Here is a 16,334-nt window from a genome sequence, read left to right as displayed (position 1 = left end):
CCCGGCGCCGCCTAGTTTTTTACGGTTTTTCGTCAATCAGTGGGTGATAACCGACTCAACATCCCCCTCCTCGACGGCAACCGATACCGGCGGTTGGTCGGCGGGGTTCCATTCGATGGGAATCGGCGCCCGAGTCAGGGCGTGCGAAAGCACCTCGTCGACGGTCGAGACCGGGATAATCTCCATGGCGGACTTCACGTTGTCCGGGATATCGGCCAGGTCCTTGAGGTTCTGCTGTGGGATCAGCACGGTCTTGACCCCCGAGCGGAGCGCCGCGAGCAGCTTCTCCTTCAGGCCGCCGATGGCGGTGACCCGGCCGCGCAGGGTGACCTCGCCGGTCATGGCGATGTCGCTGCGGATCGGGATCCCGGTCAGGACCGAGACGATGGCGGTGGCCATAGCCGCGCCGGCCGAGGGGCCGTCCTTGGGGGTTGCGCCGTCCGGCACGTGGATGTGCACGTCGGTCTTCTCGAACAGCGGGGGCTCGATGCCGAAATGGGTCGCCCGCGAACGCACATAGGAGTTCGCCGCGGAGATCGATTCCTTCATCACGTCCTTCAGGTTGCCCGTGATGGACATGCGGCCCTTGCCCGGCATCTTGACCGCCTCGATGGTCAGGATGTCCCCGCCGAAGTCGGTGTAGGCCAGGCCCGTGATGATCCCGACCTGGTCCTCTTCGTCGGTCTCGCCGTGGGTGTACTTGCGGACGCCCGCGTACTTGGCCAGCAGCTCGTCGTCGATGGTGATCGAGATGACCTGCTTCTCGGCGTCGACCGTGCCGTTTGTGACGTCCAAGGCCGCCTTCGCCGCCGCGCGCGACAGATCGCGGACGGCCTTGCGGGCCAGGTTGCCCAGCTCCCGCTCCAGCGACCGCACGCCGGCTTCCCGGGTGTAGTAGCGGATCAGGTCATGGATGGCCTGGTCGGGGACAATGAACTCCTCCGGCTTCAGCCCATGGTCCTTGGTCAGCTTCGGCAGGACGTGGCGCTTGGCGATCTCCACCTTCTCGTCCTCGGTGTAACCGGGGATGCGGATGATCTCCATGCGGTCCAGCAGCGGCTGGGGCATGTTGAGGCTATTGGCCGTGGTGACGAACATCACCGGCGACAGGTCGTAGTCCACCTCCAGATAGTGGTCGGCGAAGGTGGAGTTCTGCGACGGGTCCAGCACCTCGAGCAGGGCCGACGCCGGGTCGCCCCGGTAGTCGCTGCCCATCTTGTCGATCTCGTCGAGCAGGAAGAAGGCGTTGGTCGACTTGGCCTTCTTCATCGACTGGATGATCTTGCCAGGCATGGAGCCGATATAGGTCCGGCGGTGACCGCGGATTTCGGCCTCGTCGCGCACCCCGCCCAGGGAGACCCGGACGAACTCGCGGTTGGTGGCCTCGGCCAGCGACTTGCCAAGCGAGGTCTTGCCGACGCCGGGCGGGCCGACGAGGCAGAGGATCGGGCCCTTCAGCGAACCGGTCCGGGCCTGGACGGCCAGGTACTCCAGGATCCGCTCCTTGACCTTCTCCAGCCCGTAGTGGTCGCGGTCCAGAACCGCCTCGGCCACATCCAGGTCGATCTGCTTGGTCTTGGCCTTGCCCCACGGAATGGACAGCAGCCAATCGAGATAGTTCCGCACGACCGTGGATTCGGCCGACATCGGGCTCATGTTGCGCAGCTTCTTCAGCTCGCCGTCGGCCTTGGTGCGGGCCTCCTTGGAGAGCTTGGTGCGCTTGATGCGCTTTTCCAGCTCGAGCAGCTCGTCACGCTGGTCGTCCTGCTCGCCCAGCTCGCGCTGGATCGCCTTCATCTGTTCGTTCAGATAGTACTCGCGCTGGGTCTTCTCCATCTGGCGCTTCACGCGGTTACGGATCTTCTTTTCCGTCTGCATGACGCTGATCTCGCCCTCCATCAGGGCGTAGACCTTCTCCAGGCGCTTCACGACATTGAAGATCTCCAGCAGGCCCTGCTTCTCGGCGATCTTCACCGAGAGGTGGCTGGCGATGCGGTCGGCGAGTTCGCCGGGTGCGTCGACCTGTGGCATGGAGGCGAGCGCCTCCGGCGGGACCTTCTTGTTCAGTTTGACGTAGTTCTCGAACTGCTCGACGACCGCGCGCGACAGCGCCTCGGCCTCGGCCGAAGCTCCGCCGTCCTCGGAGATGAAGGCGATCTCGGCTTCGTAATAGTCGGCCTGGTCGGTGAAGCGCGACACGGCGGCCCGCGCCTTGCCTTCCACCAGCACCTTCACGGTGCCGTCGGGAAGCTTCAGCAGCTGCAGGACCGTGGCGACCACGCCGACGTCATAGATGGCCTCGGGCGACGGATCGTCGTCGTCCTTGTCCTTCTGAGTCGCCAGGAGGATCTGCTTGCCTTCACCCCGCATCGCCTCTTCAAGCGCGCGTACGGACTTCTCCCGGCCCACGAAGAGCGGCACCGGTTGATGCGGAAACACGACTATGTCCCGCAGCGGTAGAATCGGAAGGGTCTTGATCTCGGACATGTACTTTCAACTCCTGCCGGCCGGTTTGGTTACGGGCTCGGCTCCCGGACCGCGGTCACATCAGACGATGCGTCTGAGTCGGACGGCCCGTCCGCCACGCAGGGCGGCTTTGCAGCGCTTTTATGTGGACGCTTCGCGCGCGCATTCAAGCGCAGCAGGAAGGGTGCGACCCCAAGTGTCTACGAAGTGTGATCAGGGAGACTCAGTCGCCTGACCTCGCCTGCGACCAGGCGTCGCGGATTAATTCGCCTTGGGCGTGCGGATCGTCGCCAGGCCGATCAGCCCCGCGACCGCCGAGGTGAGGGCCGCGGCGACCATGGCGATGCGATAGGCCTGGTCCATGGCCGTGGCGGTCTCATCGCCCTCGCCCGCGGTGAGCACGAAGCCGGCCAGGGCCACCGCCAGCAGCCCGCCGACCCGCGCCGTGGCGTTGTTGACCCCCGAGGCCGCCCCCTCATAGGCGCCAGGTACGGCGCCAAGCACCGCGTCGGTCAACGGGGCGACCGCAACGCCCATGCCGATGGCCAGCAGGGTCAGGCCCGGGAAGACTCCGGTCCAATAGGCGCCGTCCCCCGCCCGCCAGGCCAGGGTCGCGAAGCCCACCGCGACGACAAGTGGCCCGAGCGTCAGCATGGCGCGCACCCCGACCTTCGCCGTCATGGCCCCGGCCAAGGGCGAGAGCAACGCCAGCCCGACCGACAGGGGCAGCAGGGCGGCCCCGGCGCTCGCCGCGGGATAGCCATGGACCCGGATCAGTTGGAACGGCAGCAGGAACAGCGCCCCGCCGAAGGCCGCATACAGCAGCAAGGTTAAGCCGTTGGCGCCGGAGAAGGTGGCCGAGCCGAATAGCTTCAGGGGAACCATCGGGCCTTGCACCCTCTGCTCCACCATCACGAATCCCACGAGCGCGAGGCCTCCGAGGATCAGCCCGCCCAGGACCGCCGGCGAGCCGACACCGCGTGCGGGCGCCTCGGTCAGGGCCCAGGTGATGGCGCCGAGGCCCAGGGTGACGCTGGCCGCGCCGGCCCAGTCGATCGGACCGGCCGACGGGGCGCGGCTTTCCCGGGCGCCGGCCAGGATGAAGCCGACAGCCAGGGCCGCCAGCGGCAGGTTGATCAGGAACACGGCCCGCCAACCGACCGTGTCGGTCAGCCAGCCGCCCAGCACCGGGCCGATCGCGCTCGTCAGCCCGCTGGCGCCGGCCCAAATCCCGACCGCGCGGGCGCGGGCGGCCTTGTCGAAGGAGGCGCCCAGGATGGCCAGGCTGGCGGGAACCAGCAGGGCCGCGCCCGCGCCCTGTAGCGCTCGAGCGGCGATCAGCAACGGGAGGCTCGGCGCCAGGCCGCAGAGCGCCGAGGCGGTGGAAAAGATCACCACCCCGGTCACGAAGACCCTGCGCCGCCCGTAACGGTCGGCCGCCGCGCCGCCGGCCAGCACCAGGGCGCTGAGGAGCAGCATGTAGGCGTTCATGATCCACTGGGCCGAGGCCGCGGTCCCGCCGAACTCACGCTGGATCACGGGCAGGGTCAGGTTGACCGCCGAGCCGTCGATAAAGGCCAGGCTGGACCCCAAGACCGTCCCGGCCAGGACCAGGGCGCCGCGCACAGCACGCTCATGGTGCGCCGTTGCTGCGACCACACCGCGATCACAGGGCGGGGCGAGAAGACTCATCGGCTAGCCACACAAGAAAAAGGCCTCGCGGAGCGTGTCCGCGAGGCCCTTTGTCCACATTGGTTCGCGTCGGCCCTAGGCCGCGCCGCCCTTGTCGCGGCGCTCGGCGTAGATCACCAGCGGCTGGGCGCGGCCCTCGACGACCTCGGCGTTGACGACCACTTCCTCGACGCCGTCATAGGTCGGCAGCTCGTACATCGTATCGAGCAAGATGCCTTCCAGGATCGAGCGCAGGCCGCGCGCGCCGGTCTTGCGAATGATGGCCTTGCGGGCCACCGCGTTGAGCGCGTCGTCGGTGAAGGTCAGGCCGACATTCTCCATGTCGAACAGGCGCTGGTACTGCTTGACGAAAGCGTTCTTCGGCTCGGTGAGGATCTTCACCAGGGCCGGCTCGTCCAGGTCGTCCAGGGTGGCGATGACCGGCAGACGGCCGACGAACTCCGGGATCAGGCCGAAGCGCAGCAGGTCGTCCGGCTCCACCTGACGGAAGATCTGGCCGGTGCGGCGATCGTCCGGATCCGAGACCTTGGCGCCGAAGCCGATCGAGGTGCCCTGGCCGCGCGCCGAGATGATCTTCTCGAGGCCGGCGAAGGCGCCGCCGCAGATGAACAGGATGTTGGTGGTGTCGACCTGTAGGAATTCCTGCTGGGGATGCTTGCGCCCGCCCTGCGGCGGCACCGAGGCGACTGTGCCCTCCATGATCTTCAGCAGGGCCTGCTGCACGCCCTCGCCCGACACGTCGCGGGTGATCGAGGGATTGTCCGACTTGCGGCTGATCTTATCGACCTCGTCGATATAGACGATGCCACGCTGCGCCCGCTCGACATTGTAGTCGGCCGATTGGAGCAGCTTGAGGATGATGTTCTCGACGTCCTCGCCGACATAGCCGGCTTCGGTGAGCGTCGTGGCGTCGGCCACGGTGAAGGGCACGTCGATGATTCGGGCGAGCGTTTGGGCCAGCAGGGTCTTGCCGGTGCCGGTCGGACCGATCAGCAGGATGTTGGCCTTACCCAGTTCAACGTCGTTGTTCTTCGACGCGTGGTTCAGGCGCTTGTAGTGATTGTGGACCGCGACCGCGAGCACCTTCTTGGCGTGGTCTTGCCCGATCACGTAATCATCGAGGACTTCGCGGATTTCCTTGGGCGTCGGGACGCCGTCCTTCGACTTCACAAAGGAAATCTTGTGTTCTTCGCGGATGATATCCATGCACAGCTCGACGCATTCATCACAGATGAACACGGTCGGGCCCGCGATAAGCTTGCGGACCTCATGCTGGCTCTTGCCGCAGAAAGAGCAATACAGCGTGCTCTTGGAGTCCCCGCTCGCGGCCTTGGTCATGGTCGTTTCTCACTCTCTCGACGACACCGACGGGTCGCTGTCGACGTCCGCCCCGAAGGCGTTCCTGACGCCATCATTGCAGGATACGCGCCGGGGGTTGTCTAATCCTTGACATTCCCCGATCCGAGCAACGATCACAAGCCTTCCAGGGGCTGGAGCGACATTTGGCGGCGGGGCGCCCGATGGCGGGGCGTTCCGAATCCGTAGATGGGAATGTCCCGCATCGGTACAAGAGAACCGTCACGGACGCCGCGCAAGACCTCCCCCCAGGGCCGGTGCGACGCTTCGCGACAGGCTGAACTAACCGGCGGCGCTTTGGGGGCGAGATGGCGAGACGAAACCTTAGGAGCATCGGCGCCTCGTCGAACCAATCCTTGGACGAGCAGATCGAGGACGCCGGCGTCGTGGCGTTCGACTTCGACGGCACTCTGACCACTCGCGACAGCTTCACGGCGTTCCTAAAATGGCGGGCCGGGAAGCGCCGATATCAGCTGGGGATGGTTCGACTCGCGCCCGCGGCCCTGGCCTATTTGGGACATCGCAACCGCGGCAAGATCAAGGCCGCCGCCGTGCGCGAATTCCTTGCCGGGGCAAGCCGCGAGGCGATCGAGGCCGACGCCCGGGCGTTCGCCGAGATCATGGCCCCTCGCCTGCTGCGGCCCGACGCCGTAGCCACCTGGCGGCGCTGGCGCCCGCGCCGCGCCAAGCTGGTGATCGTCACCGCCTCGCCCGACATCGTGGTGGCCCCCTTCGCCCGCGGCCTGGGCGCCGATCTGCTGATCGGCACCGAGCTGGCGTTCGACGCCGAGGGCCGCGCCACGGGCGGGTTCTCGACCGCCAATTGCCGGGGTCCGGAGAAGGTCCGGCGCCTGCGCGAGACCTTCGGCGACGACATCCATCTCGAAGCCGCCTATGGCGACACCAGCGGCGATCGGGAGATGCTCAAGATCGCCACCGAGGTCGGCTACCGGGTCTTCACGGAGAAGCCATGAGCCGCCTTCGCTTCCGCGTCGAAAAGCTGATCCGCGACAAGCTGCCGCAGATCATGCGCGAGCAGGGCTTGATGGTTTTCGACCGGCGGCTGGACGACGCGGCCTATGTGGCGGCGCTCAAGGACAAGTTGGTCGAGGAAGCCCATGAGGCCCGGGGCGCCACCGACGCGCGCGATCTCACCGACGAATTGGCCGACCTCAGCGAGGTGATCCTGGCCCTGGCCGCGGCCCACAGCCTGACCCTGGACGAGATCGAGACCCGGCGCCTGGCCAAACGCGCCGAACGGGGCGGATTCGACGACCGGGTCTATAACGCCGCCGTAGAAGCCGAGACAGGCCTGCCCGCCGCCGACTATTATCTGGCCCGACCGTCGCAATATCCACGCGAGGACTGACATGCGGCATGCGGGCCAGACAGCCCTGGACGCCCTGGAACCCCTGATCGTGAGGCTGCGCGCCCTGCCCGGCCTTACCGAGAAGTCGCGCGGTGTCTTCTACCGCAAGTCCAAGGCCTTCCTGCATTTCCACGAGGATCCGGCCGGCCTGTTCGCCGATGTGCGGACCGTGGCGGCGGGCGATTTCGAGCGCATCGACGTCACCGCCGAACCTGGCCGCGAACGCCTGGTGGCCATGGTCGTGGCCGAGCTCGCGAGCTAGAGACCCGCTTCAGGGCCGCGCCGACCACGGCTCGGTCTGACCGATGGTGCTGGACGTCCGGTCGGCGCGCACCGCCTCCAGCACACCCTGCGAGATCTCAGAATTGGTCAGCCAACGTGAGCCCCGGGCCTCCACCTTGAAGCCCAGGACCACCTGGCGGACCGCGCAATGCGGCAGGCCGTCGGCGACTCGCGCCGCGGCCTGCAGCCGCCCCGGATGGGCGGGATCGACCGCGGCGCTGCCCAGGACCTGGAAGAGCCTGCCCTGGACCCGCTCGGCCAGGAGGCGCGACGCTGGGATCTTCAGGGTGTGGAACCAGGTCACGGCGAGGTCCACGGGTCCTGACCGGGCGACCGCGGCCTCCAGCGCGCCGGTGAAGGCCGCCTCATCGTAGTAGTCGCAGTCGAAGCCGTCCGCGCCGGCCACCACCGAGGCCCGCCGGGACAAAAGCGAAAGACGCCCGCCGTCGCCGGCGAGCGCCTTCACGAGTTCGGACAGCATGCCCGTTCCGCCCACCACGAGGATGTGCCGGGCCATGGCCGGATCAGTCGTCGGCGCGGGTCTCGTAGACGTGGTCGACGAGGCCCCACTCCTTGGCCTCCTCGGCGGTCATGAAGGTGTCGCGATCGAGCTTCTCCTCGACCTCCTCAAAGGTCCGGCCGGTGTGCTTGGCGTAGATTTCGTTCAGCCGGCGCTTGGTCTTGATGATGTCCTCGGCGTGGCGCTCGATATCCGAGGCCTTGCCGGAATAGCCGCCGGAGGGCTGGTGCACCATGATCCGGGCGTTGGGCAGGCTGATCCGGTGATCCTTGGCGCCGGCCATCAGCAGGAACGAACCCATCGAGGCGGCCATGCCCATGCACAGGGTCACCACCGGCGACTTGATGTATTGCATGGTGTCGTAGATCGCGAGGCCAGACGTCACCACGCCCCCGGGGGAGTTGATGTACATCTGGATCTCCTTCTTCGGGTTCTCAGCCTCGAGGTACAGGAGCTGGGCGCAGATCAGCGCCGACATGCCGTCCTCGACCGGACCGTTCAGGAAGATCACCCGCTCCTTCAGGAGGCGGGAAAAGATGTCGAAAGCGCGCTCGCCGCGGCTGGTCTGCTCCACCACCATCGGAACGAGATTCAGCGCGGTGATTTGCGGGTCACGCATAAAAGGAAGCCTCTCTCGAATGATGCGACTCTGCGGGCAGGGCCGCGTTCCCCTCCGATATCGCGTGGCGGAGGGGCCGTTGCAAGGTGACCAATAGTCCTAAAGAAAATCCCTCCCCGGTCCGGGGAGGGATTTGATCGGGCGGAAAGCCGGCTGAGGCGGTGTTAGGCGCCATACCCCTCGGGCATGTCGTCTTCCTTCAGCAGCTCCTCCTTCGAGACCTTCTGGTCCTTCACCTTGGCCTGGCCGACGATCAGGTCGACGACCTTGTCCTCGAAGATCGGGGCGCGGAGCTGGGCCTGGAAGTTCTGGTCCTTCATGAACATGTCGAAAATCTGCTGCGCCTGGGCCCCGTAGCGGCGGGCCTCCTGGACGGCGGCGTTTTGCATTTCTTCGTTGGTCACCTGGACATTGTTGGTCCGGCCGATCTCGGCCAGGACCAGTCCGAGGCGGACCCGGCGCTCGGCGATCTTGCGGTACTCGCCCTGCAGCTGGTCGTCGGTCTTCTCGGCGTCTTCGGGCGGCAGGCCGCCACGTTCCTTATCCTGCTGCACCTGTTGCCAGATGGAGGCGAACTCGGCCTCGACCATCTTCGGCGGCAGCGGGAAGTCGTGCTTCTCGTCCAGGATGTCCAGCAGGGCGCGCTTCAGCTTGAAGCGCGAGGCGCCGGCGTACTGGCTCTCGAGGTTGGTCTTCAGCAATTCCTTGAGCTTTTCCAGGCTCTCGACGCCTAGGCGCTCGGCCATGGCGTCATCGGCCTTGGCGTCGACTGGAGCCTTGACCTCCTTCACGGTGGTCTCGAACTCGGCGTCCTTGCCGGCCAGTTGGGCGGCCTGGTAGTCGGCCGGGAACGGCACCTTCACGGTGACCACGTCGCCGGCCTTGGAGCCGATCAGCTGGTCCTCGAAGCCGGGGATGAAGCTGCCCGATCCCAGCACCAGGTCGGTGTCCGAACCCGTGCCGCCCTCGAAGGCCACGCCGTCGATGCGGCCGATGAAGTCGATGACGACCTGGTCGTCCTTCTTGGCCTTCACCGACTTGCCGGTGCGCGGCTCATAGGTGCGGTTCTGCTTGGCCAGCTCGTCGACGGCCTCGTCCACTTCCTTCTCAGTCGGCTCATAGACCGGACGCTTCAGGGAGATCTTGGTGAGGTCGGTGGGCTCGAACTCCGGCATCACCTCGATGGCCAGCTCATAGGCCAGGTCGGCCGAGCCCTCGATGACCTTCTCGAAGTCGCCTTCCGGCTTCAGGTCCGGCTCGCCCGCGGGACGCAGGTTATTGTCGGTCAGCACCTTCTGGCTGGACTCGTTGATGGCCTGTTGGACCACCTCGGCCATCAGGGCCTTGCCGTGCAGGCGGCGCACGTGGGCGGCCGGCACCTTGCCCGGGCGGAAGCCCTTGATGTTGAGCGTGGGTGTGATCTCGGTGATCCGCGCCTCCAGGCGCTCATTGAGGTCCGCCACGGGCACGGTCACGCCAAAAACCTTGCTCAGGCCTTCGCCGGACTTTTCAACGATCTGCATCGACATTCTTGAACTTCCGGAGTGAGGCGCGTCGCGCGCGCCGTCAGATCCGCCCTGAGATGAAAGGACAATCGCCGCCGAACAAGCGGCGGCGAGCGGGCGCTCTTATGTCATGGGAGCCCTGCGCCTCCAAGTCCAAAGACGGGCGGAGCGCCGACCGGCCAACGGCCGGTCCGCCTTGCCATTCCGGCCGGCAAATGCTTATCCGGCGCCTGGAACGCGGGTGTGGCGGAATTGGTAGACGCACTGGATTTAGGTTCCAGCGCCGCAAGGCGTGGAGGTTCGAGTCCTCTCGCCCGCACCATCTCCTCAATCTCAGGCTCCGGGCCTAGGCTCCGATCAGCTCCAGGGCGAGCGGGATCAGCGAGGCCACCAGCAGCAGGGCCATCGTGAGGTTGAAGGCGCGCAGCACGGCCGGCCGGTCGAGGAAGCGCCGCAGCCCCACGCCGAATCCGGTCCAGACGCTGACGCAAGGCAGGTTGATGGCCGTGAAGACCGCCGAGACGATCAGGATATTGACCACGTAGTGCTCGCGCGGCGCGTAGGCGGTCACCGCCCCCAGCGCCATGGCCCAGGCCTTGGGATTGACCCATTGAAACGCGGCGGCCTGCAAGAAGGTCTGCGGCGCGGCGCCCGCCTTCCCCATCCCCATGCCCTTGGAGGTGGCGATCTTCCAGGCCAGCCATAGCAGATAGCCGCCGCCGGCCACCGCCAGGATGTCGTGCAGCACCGGATAGGCCGCGAACAGGCCGCCGAGTCCGAGGCCCACCGACACCACCAGGACGAAAAATCCCAGCGAGACGCCCAGGGCGTGCGGTCGCGTGGCGCGGAACCCGAAATTGGCGCCCGAGGCCATCAGCATCGTGTTGTTGGGGCCAGGTGTGATCGAGGAGACGAACGCGAACAGCGCCAACGCCGCGATCAATTCTGGGGTCAGGGACGTCATGGGGAGGCTCCTTGCCAAGGGGCCGGCGTCGCGGAAGAGGAGCTGGAATCGAAACCCCTTCCGTCGCCGGAAGGGGTTTGGGAAATCGTCAGGTCCGAAAACGAACCCTTAGACCTCGGCGCCCTCCCGCACACGCATGGCGATCCGTCCGGCGATTACCGGACGGCCCATAGCCTCGAGGGCTGCTGCGCGTTGGAGGTTCGAGATCATGTCGCCGCGGGAGGTATCACGGGCCGCCGAGCTTGGCCATATCCCGAGGAGACAAGCTCAGCGGGCGTCGTACAGCCTGCGCAGCACCGCGGGGGTCAGGCCCGGAAGGTCCTCGGCGATCAGGCCCGGTCCATGGGTGTCGGCGGCCTCGGCGTGGATCCAGGCGCCCGCGCAGGCGGCTTCGAAGCTGCCCATGCCCTGGGCGATCAGCCCGCCGATCAGCCCAGCCAGTACGTCCCCCGACCCGGCGGTGGCCAGCCACGGCGAGCCGTTGGTGTTCACCGCCACCCGGCCGTCGGGGGCGGCGATTACAGTGTCGGGTCCCTTCAGCAGGACGATGGCGTCGGCCCGCGCCGCAGCGCGCCGGGCGGCCGTGATCCGCTCGGGAGCGTCCCGCAACAGGCCCGGGAACAGGCGCTCGAACTCCCCGGGATGGGGGGTGAGCACATCGTCCACATCCAGCACCGAGAACAGTTCCTCGGGATCGTCGCGGAAGACGGTGATGGCGTCGGCGTCGAGGATCAGGGCCGCGCCGGTGCGCGCCAGGGCCAGAACGTTCATCAGGGTGGCTTCGCTGACCCCCGCGGCCGGTCCGATGATCGCGGCGTCCACATCGGCGGCCAGTTGCTCCAGCTCGGCCTCGGTGTCGAAGGGGCGCAGCATCACCGCTTCCAGATGCGCGGCGTTGACCGCCACGGCCTCGGACGGCGACAGCAGGGTCACCAGCCCCGCCCCGATCCGCAGGCCGGCGCGCGCCGCCAGTCGCGCCGCACCCGTGCTCCAGGCCTCGCCGGAGACCACCACCAGCCGCCCGCGAGCGTGCTTGTGCGAGCCCGGTCCCGGCCAGGGAAACGCCGGCAGCCAGAGCTCCGGGCCGTTCTCGACCAGATCGCCGGCCATCTCGGCCAGTCCAATGTCGGCGACGATCACTTCACCGCACAGGCTGTGGCCGGGCTCCAGAACATGGGCGAGCTTCTTGGCGTGGAAGGTCACGGTCAGGCCGGCGCAGACCGCCGCCCCTCGCGGTTGGCCCGTATCGCCCGGCACCCCGCTGGGGATATCGACGGCCACGACGCTGTCGGGCCGATCGGCCAGGCGCGAGGCCATGGCCGCCGCATCGCCGTTCATCGGACGCGACAGGCCGGCGCCGAACAGGGCGTCGACGAACAGCCGGGCCCCGAGCGGCGCGTCGAATGGCACGGTGGGGCCCTCCCACCGCGCCGCCGCGGCCTTGGCGTCGGAGGTTTCGGGCGGGGCCAGGGCGCGCAGCTCCACCGGCCAACCGCGCTCCTTCAGCAGGCGCGCGATCACATAGCCGTCGCCGCCGTTGTTACCCGGCCCGCAGAGGACGGCGACCGGCCGCAGGGAAAAGCGTTCGACGATGGCGTCAGCGACCGCCGCGCCCGCCCGCTCCATCAGCTCCTGGCCCGGCGTTCCAGCCGCGATGGCCGCGCGGTCGGCGGCGGCGATCTCGGCCACCGTATGGATCTTGCGCGCCGCCAACACCGATCTCCCGGAAGACTGTTAGAGAACCCCGGTGGAGGCTTCGCGCCCCTTGGCCACCAGGGTCAAGCTCGACCCGTCGGTTTCCAGGGTGGAGATCGAGGCGTGGTCGGGCCGAAAGACCAGGACGCGCTCGTCGTCCTCGAGCTGCGACATGACCGCATTGATCGCGACATAGTGCGAGAATACCGCCGTATCCCCCCGCGCATGCAGGGAGGCGACGATCTCGCGGCGCCAGGCGTCGTAGTCGAGATCGCCCTGGACGTCCTTCCACCTGCCCTGGAACACGCCGCGCAGCCAGGCCGGCCGCTCGGCCGCCGACAGCGCCTTGGGGGTCGGAATCTCGCCCACCGAAGGATCGATCTCCACCTCGACGCCGAGCGCCTCTGCGGTGGGGTGCGCCGTCTCCCGGCAGCGGCGCAGTGGCGAGGACACCACCCGCTTGGGCCGGTCGGCCGGCGGTAGGGACAGGAGAAAGTCGCGAGCGGTTTCCGCCTGCGCCCTCCCCGCTTCGTCCAGCCCCGGGTCTTCGTCGGCCTCGCCCCAGGTGGAGGCGGGCTTGCCGTGGCGGATTAGATAAAGTCGCGACATCAAATCAATCCGGAATGAAAATGTTACGGGAGTCGTCCTCGGAGCGGCCGACGGTCCCCTTGCGCCCGACCGCCTCGGTCGCCTCCAGACCGGACAGCGTCGCCGCGTCGGTCGGGGTGTTGGCGACGAAGCGGCGGCCCTCGGAATCCCGGCCGACCACGATGCCCATCATATAGCCCTCGCGGCCGTGGACGACGGTGAAGGTCTCGATCGTAGCCGCGCCTTGCGGTCGTTCGATGACAGCCGGGTGCGGCAGGGCGTCGATCTGGTCCTGGATCACCTTGGGATCCTGGCGCTCGAAGGCGCCCTTGAGCGGTCGGGTCGAATAGACGCCCGTCGACTGCTTGGTCAGGTACCAGCCATTGGCGGTGACCAGGCCGTAGGCGCCCGGATCGTCCCGCAGCCGCTGCATCATCACGGCGATGGAGTGCATGGCGTAGTTGTTCCCCGGACCGCCCATATACGGCAGGCCGCCGGTGACCGTCAGGCCGCGGGGATCGTCGAGCGCCAGGCCCAACTCTTCGGCGCCGATCTCCACCGCCACCGGGAAGCAGGAATAGAGGTCGATGTGGCCGATGTCGTCGAGGCCGATCCCGGCCATCTCCAGCGCCCGCTTGCCGGTCAGGCGCATGGCCGGACTGGAATGGAAGTCCTGCCGGTCGGTGGGATACCAGAGATCGCAGGCGTCGGCGCACCCGTGCAGGTAGACGAGGCGATCCTCGGCCACGCCCAACTGGCGGGCCTTGGCCAGGCTGGTGACGATCACTCCGGCCGACTGGTCCACCTCCATGATGGCGTTGAGGTATTTCGGATAGGGAAAGCCGACCATCCGGTTGCGGTCGGTGACGGTGATGAGTTCCTCCGCCGAGCGCTCCACCGGGAACCAGGCCTCAGGGTTCTTCGCCGCCACCCGTGTGAAGGGCGCGAACAGTTCGCCCAACCGCTTCTGGTGGTCGGGGATCGAGCGACCGTCGCGGGCGCGCAGGGCGTTCTCGAACAGCGGGTAGCAGTTGATGGGCCGCGCCAGGCCGTGCTTGGCCTCATAGGGCGTGACGCCGTTGCGCGGATCGCCGACCCGGTCCGGGGCCGGCAGGTCGTCCTCGACGTCGTCCCAGTCGTCGAAGCCCAGGCCGCGCTGCAGCCGCTTGGTGGCCGAGCCCAGGAACTCGCAGCCGACCACCAGGGCGAACTCGGTCTGCCCCTTGGCGATCCGCTCGGCGACGATATTGATCATCTGCTGGGGGCTGTTGCCGCCCATATGGGAATAGGTCACGTGACGCGGCGTCGCGCCCAGCCGCTTGGCCAGGGTCGCCGGCGGATTGGTCGAGTGCGGGACTAGGCGCGCGCCGCCCGGGGCGTCGATGGTGAAGCCCACCACGGCCAGGGTGTCGATTCCCCCCAAGGCCTCGAGCGTCAGTTCCGCATCCTGGGCAGCGCGTTCCGCCGCAATCTTCAGCAAAGCGGTCGGAGACGGCGACTCGCCCGGTTCGCCCCGATAGGTGAATTGACCTGCTCCGATGAGAACCGGCGTCCTGTCGTCCATTTTCGAGCCCCTCCCGGGCTTGGTTGGTCGCGATCCTAGGCGCCCAGGACCCGCTCACAAGGCGATTTGGGTCGTGGTCGAATTGTGGGCGCCGGTCGCCTATTTTTCAGGCAATGATCTTGGCATAACCGCCGTAGCGTCAGGCAAGCCGGGCTTGCCCTTGTCGGCGGCCATAGGAGCATGCTCGTAACCCCGGCCGCCCCCGGGGCGGTGTGTGTGAGAGTGAAGTCGAGCCATGAAGAAGATCGAAGCCATCATCAAGCCGTTCAAGCTGGACGAGGTGAAGGAAGCCCTTCAGGAACTCGGCGTGCAGGGCATGACCGTCCTCGAGGCCAAGGGCTACGGCCGCCAGAAGGGTCACACCGAGCTCTATCGCGGCGCCGAATACGTGGTCGACTTCCTGCCGAAGATTAAAATCGAAGTGGTCGTCGCCGACGACCAACTGGATCCGGCCCTGGAGGCGATCGTGGGCGCAGCCCGCACTGGCCGCATCGGCGACGGCAAGATCTTTGTGTCGGAAATCACTGACGTGCTGCGGATCCGCACCGGGGAGACCGGCGCCGCGGCCGTCTAGACGAAATCATCGAGACTTACTTCAAGGGGATACTGCAATGGCGACCGCCAAGGACATTCTGGACCAGATCAAAGAGAAGGACGTGAAATACGTCGACGTGCGCTTCACCGACATCCGCGGGAAGATGCAGCACGTGACCTTCGACATCGACCTGGTCGACGAGGACTTCCTGACCGACGGCACCATGTTCGACGGTTCGTCGATCGCCGGCTGGAAGGCGATCAACGAAAGCGACATGAAGCTGCGGCCGGACCTGTCGACCGCCATCATCGACCCCTTCTACCAGCAGACCACGCTCTGCCTGTTCTGCGACGTGGTGAACCCGGACACCGGCACCCCCTACGACCGTGACCCGCGCTCCATCGCCAAGGCGGCGCTGAACTTCGTGAAGGCCTCGGGCATCGGCGACACGGTGTTCTTCGGCCCGGAAGCCGAGTTCTTCATCTTCGACGACGTGAAGTGGTCCACCGACCCGCACAACACCGGCTACTCGTATGACGCCAGCGAGCTGCCGGTGAACACCGGCAAGAGCTATCCGGAAGGCAATATGGGCCACCGGCCCGGCCCGAAGGGCGGCTACTTCCCGGTGAACCCGGTCGACTCGGCGCAGGACCTGCGCGGCGAGATGCTGGCGGTCATGGGCGAGCTGGGCATGAAGCCGGAAAAACACCACCACGAGGTGGCGCCGGCCCAGCACGAGCTCGGCCTGAAGTTCGACACCATGATCGTCATGGCCGACCGCCTGCAGCTTTACAAGTACGTGATCCACAACGTGGCCGCGGCCTACGGCAAGACGGCGACCTTCATGGCCAAGCCGATGTTCGCCGACAACGGGTCGGGCATGCACGTCCACCAGTCGATCTGGGGCGACGGCAAGCCGCTGTTCGCGGGCGACAAGTACGCCGGCCTCTCCCAGATGTGCCTGTGGTACATCGGCGGGATCATCAAGCACGCCAAGGCGATCAACGCCTTCTCGAACTCGACCACCAACTCCTACAAGCGCCTGGTGCCCGGCTACGAAGCCCCGGTGAAGCTGGCCTATTCGGCCCGCAACCGCTCGGCCTCGATCCGCATCCCGCACGTGGACAGCCCCAAGGGCAAGCGCCTGGAAGCCCGCTTCCCGGACCCGATGGGCAACCC

The 16,334-nt window shown here is 67.0% G+C and carries 15 protein-coding genes and 1 tRNA gene; 6 read left to right on the top strand and 10 right to left on the bottom strand.

All coding sequences use genetic code 11. From position 1 onward, the window contains the following. Nucleotides 1-36: 36 nt before the first annotated feature. The 3 genes from lon to clpX all read right to left on the bottom strand — a co-directional run bounded on the left by lon (nucleotide 37) and on the right by clpX (nucleotide 5,496). Nucleotides 37-2,487 carry an endopeptidase La gene (lon, locus tag Q8Q88_RS17120; RefSeq protein WP_305676393.1) on the bottom strand — a complete coding sequence of 817 codons (2,451 nt, stop codon included), beginning with the start codon at nucleotides 2,485-2,487 and terminating at the stop codon, nucleotides 37-39. Nucleotides 2,488-2,727: 240 nt separating this feature from the next. Continuing rightward, nucleotides 2,728-4,092: a DHA2 family efflux MFS transporter permease subunit gene (locus Q8Q88_RS17115; protein WP_305676392.1), complete on the bottom strand. Its 1,365-nt coding sequence runs from the start codon at nucleotides 4,090-4,092 to the stop codon at nucleotides 2,728-2,730. Between the two features lie 141 nt (nucleotides 4,093-4,233). Then, nucleotides 4,234-5,496, bottom strand: coding sequence for an ATP-dependent Clp protease ATP-binding subunit ClpX (clpX, locus tag Q8Q88_RS17110; protein ID WP_305676391.1), 1,263 nt, complete (start codon nucleotides 5,494-5,496; stop codon nucleotides 4,234-4,236). Nucleotides 5,497-5,822: 326 nt separating this feature from the next. Between clpX and Q8Q88_RS17105 the strand changes: the two genes are divergently transcribed. Genes Q8Q88_RS17105 through Q8Q88_RS17095 form a run of 3 tightly spaced genes read left to right on the top strand, consistent with a single transcriptional unit; the run spans nucleotide 5,823 to nucleotide 7,145 of the window. Continuing rightward, complete coding sequence (locus tag Q8Q88_RS17105) at nucleotides 5,823-6,488, top strand: HAD-IB family hydrolase (RefSeq protein WP_305676390.1); 666 nt, start codon at nucleotides 5,823-5,825, stop codon at nucleotides 6,486-6,488. Further along, nucleotides 6,485-6,883 carry a nucleoside triphosphate pyrophosphohydrolase gene (locus Q8Q88_RS17100; protein WP_305676389.1) on the top strand — a complete coding sequence of 133 codons (399 nt, stop codon included), beginning with the start codon at nucleotides 6,485-6,487 and terminating at the stop codon, nucleotides 6,881-6,883. The genes Q8Q88_RS17105 and Q8Q88_RS17100 overlap by 4 nt, the downstream gene beginning before the upstream one ends. A 1-nt stretch (nucleotide 6,884) precedes the next feature. After that, a complete protein-coding gene (locus Q8Q88_RS17095; protein WP_305676388.1) occupies nucleotides 6,885-7,145 on the top strand; it encodes a hypothetical protein in 261 nt (86 codons plus the stop codon). A gap of 9 nt (nucleotides 7,146-7,154) precedes the next feature. Here the strand turns inward: Q8Q88_RS17095 and Q8Q88_RS17090 are convergent, their stop codons facing one another. The 3 genes from Q8Q88_RS17090 to tig all read right to left on the bottom strand — a co-directional run bounded on the left by Q8Q88_RS17090 (nucleotide 7,155) and on the right by tig (nucleotide 9,827). Next, nucleotides 7,155-7,682, bottom strand: coding sequence for a hypothetical protein (locus Q8Q88_RS17090; protein ID WP_305676387.1), 528 nt, complete (start codon nucleotides 7,680-7,682; stop codon nucleotides 7,155-7,157). 7 nt (nucleotides 7,683-7,689) lie between these two features. After that, the gene (locus tag Q8Q88_RS17085) at nucleotides 7,690-8,304 is read right to left on the bottom strand and encodes an ATP-dependent Clp protease proteolytic subunit (protein ID WP_305676386.1); all 615 of its coding nucleotides are present in this window, start codon (nucleotides 8,302-8,304) and stop codon (nucleotides 7,690-7,692) included. A gap of 164 nt (nucleotides 8,305-8,468) precedes the next feature. Continuing rightward, nucleotides 8,469-9,827: a trigger factor gene (tig, locus tag Q8Q88_RS17080; protein ID WP_305676412.1), complete on the bottom strand. Its 1,359-nt coding sequence runs from the start codon at nucleotides 9,825-9,827 to the stop codon at nucleotides 8,469-8,471. A 219-nt stretch (nucleotides 9,828-10,046) separates the two neighbouring features. Between tig and Q8Q88_RS17075 the strand changes: the two genes are divergently transcribed. Beyond that, nucleotides 10,047-10,131, top strand: a tRNA-Leu gene (locus tag Q8Q88_RS17075). A gap of 24 nt (nucleotides 10,132-10,155) precedes the next feature. Here Q8Q88_RS17075 and Q8Q88_RS17070 read toward each other — a convergent pair. From Q8Q88_RS17070 to Q8Q88_RS17055, 4 genes are all read right to left on the bottom strand, one after another. Beyond that, nucleotides 10,156-10,773: a LysE family translocator gene (locus Q8Q88_RS17070; RefSeq protein ID WP_305676385.1), complete on the bottom strand. Its 618-nt coding sequence runs from the start codon at nucleotides 10,771-10,773 to the stop codon at nucleotides 10,156-10,158. 267 nt (nucleotides 10,774-11,040) lie between these two features. Beyond that, nucleotides 11,041-12,486 carry an NAD(P)H-hydrate dehydratase gene (locus tag Q8Q88_RS17065; RefSeq protein WP_305676384.1) on the bottom strand — a complete coding sequence of 482 codons (1,446 nt, stop codon included), beginning with the start codon at nucleotides 12,484-12,486 and terminating at the stop codon, nucleotides 11,041-11,043. Between the two features lie 21 nt (nucleotides 12,487-12,507). Further along, nucleotides 12,508-13,077: a histidine phosphatase family protein gene (locus Q8Q88_RS17060; RefSeq protein WP_305676383.1), complete on the bottom strand. Its 570-nt coding sequence runs from the start codon at nucleotides 13,075-13,077 to the stop codon at nucleotides 12,508-12,510. A gap of 4 nt (nucleotides 13,078-13,081) precedes the next feature. Further along, on the bottom strand, nucleotides 13,082-14,620 hold the full coding sequence (locus Q8Q88_RS17055; RefSeq protein ID WP_305676382.1) for an acetyl-CoA acetyltransferase: 1,539 nt from the start codon (nucleotides 14,618-14,620) through the stop codon (nucleotides 13,082-13,084). Nucleotides 14,621-14,855: 235 nt separating this feature from the next. On the opposite strand from Q8Q88_RS17055, the gene Q8Q88_RS17050 reads away from it, so the two are divergent. Further along, nucleotides 14,856-15,194 (top strand): P-II family nitrogen regulator, encoded by a 339-nt coding sequence (locus Q8Q88_RS17050; RefSeq protein ID WP_254837058.1) that lies wholly within the window; start codon nucleotides 14,856-14,858, stop codon nucleotides 15,192-15,194. A gap of 37 nt (nucleotides 15,195-15,231) precedes the next feature. Then, nucleotides 15,232-16,334, top strand: a 1,103-nt coding sequence (glnA, locus tag Q8Q88_RS17045; RefSeq protein ID WP_305676381.1) for a type I glutamate--ammonia ligase, incomplete at its 3' end; no start/stop codon positions are given.

The organism is Phenylobacterium sp. (genome assembly GCF_030697925.1).
Taxonomy (GTDB): Bacteria; Pseudomonadota; Alphaproteobacteria; order Caulobacterales; family Caulobacteraceae; genus Phenylobacterium.
This window is presented reverse-complemented; position numbering and strand designations above follow the sequence as displayed.

Coding starts and splice junctions, on each gene's coding strand:
- lon (WP_305676393.1), bottom strand. CDS start 2,487: ATGTCCGAGATCAAGACCCTTCCGATTCTACCGCTGCGGGACATAGTC.
- clpX (WP_305676391.1), bottom strand. CDS start 5,496: ATGACCAAGGCCGCGAGCGGGGACTCCAAGAGCACGCTGTATTGCTCT.
- Q8Q88_RS17105 (WP_305676390.1), top strand. CDS start 5,823: ATGGCGAGACGAAACCTTAGGAGCATCGGCGCCTCGTCGAACCAATCC.
- Q8Q88_RS17100 (WP_305676389.1), top strand. CDS start 6,485: ATGAGCCGCCTTCGCTTCCGCGTCGAAAAGCTGATCCGCGACAAGCTG.
- Q8Q88_RS17095 (WP_305676388.1), top strand. CDS start 6,885: ATGCGGCATGCGGGCCAGACAGCCCTGGACGCCCTGGAACCCCTGATC.
- Q8Q88_RS17090 (WP_305676387.1), bottom strand. CDS start 7,682: ATGGCCCGGCACATCCTCGTGGTGGGCGGAACGGGCATGCTGTCCGAA.
- Q8Q88_RS17085 (WP_305676386.1), bottom strand. CDS start 8,304: ATGCGTGACCCGCAAATCACCGCGCTGAATCTCGTTCCGATGGTGGTG.
- tig (WP_305676412.1), bottom strand. CDS start 9,827: ATGCAGATCGTTGAAAAGTCCGGCGAAGGCCTGAGCAAGGTTTTTGGC.
- Q8Q88_RS17070 (WP_305676385.1), bottom strand. CDS start 10,773: ATGACGTCCCTGACCCCAGAATTGATCGCGGCGTTGGCGCTGTTCGCG.
- Q8Q88_RS17060 (WP_305676383.1), bottom strand. CDS start 13,077: ATGTCGCGACTTTATCTAATCCGCCACGGCAAGCCCGCCTCCACCTGG.
- Q8Q88_RS17055 (WP_305676382.1), bottom strand. CDS start 14,620: ATGGACGACAGGACGCCGGTTCTCATCGGAGCAGGTCAATTCACCTAT.
- Q8Q88_RS17050 (WP_254837058.1), top strand. CDS start 14,856: ATGAAGAAGATCGAAGCCATCATCAAGCCGTTCAAGCTGGACGAGGTG.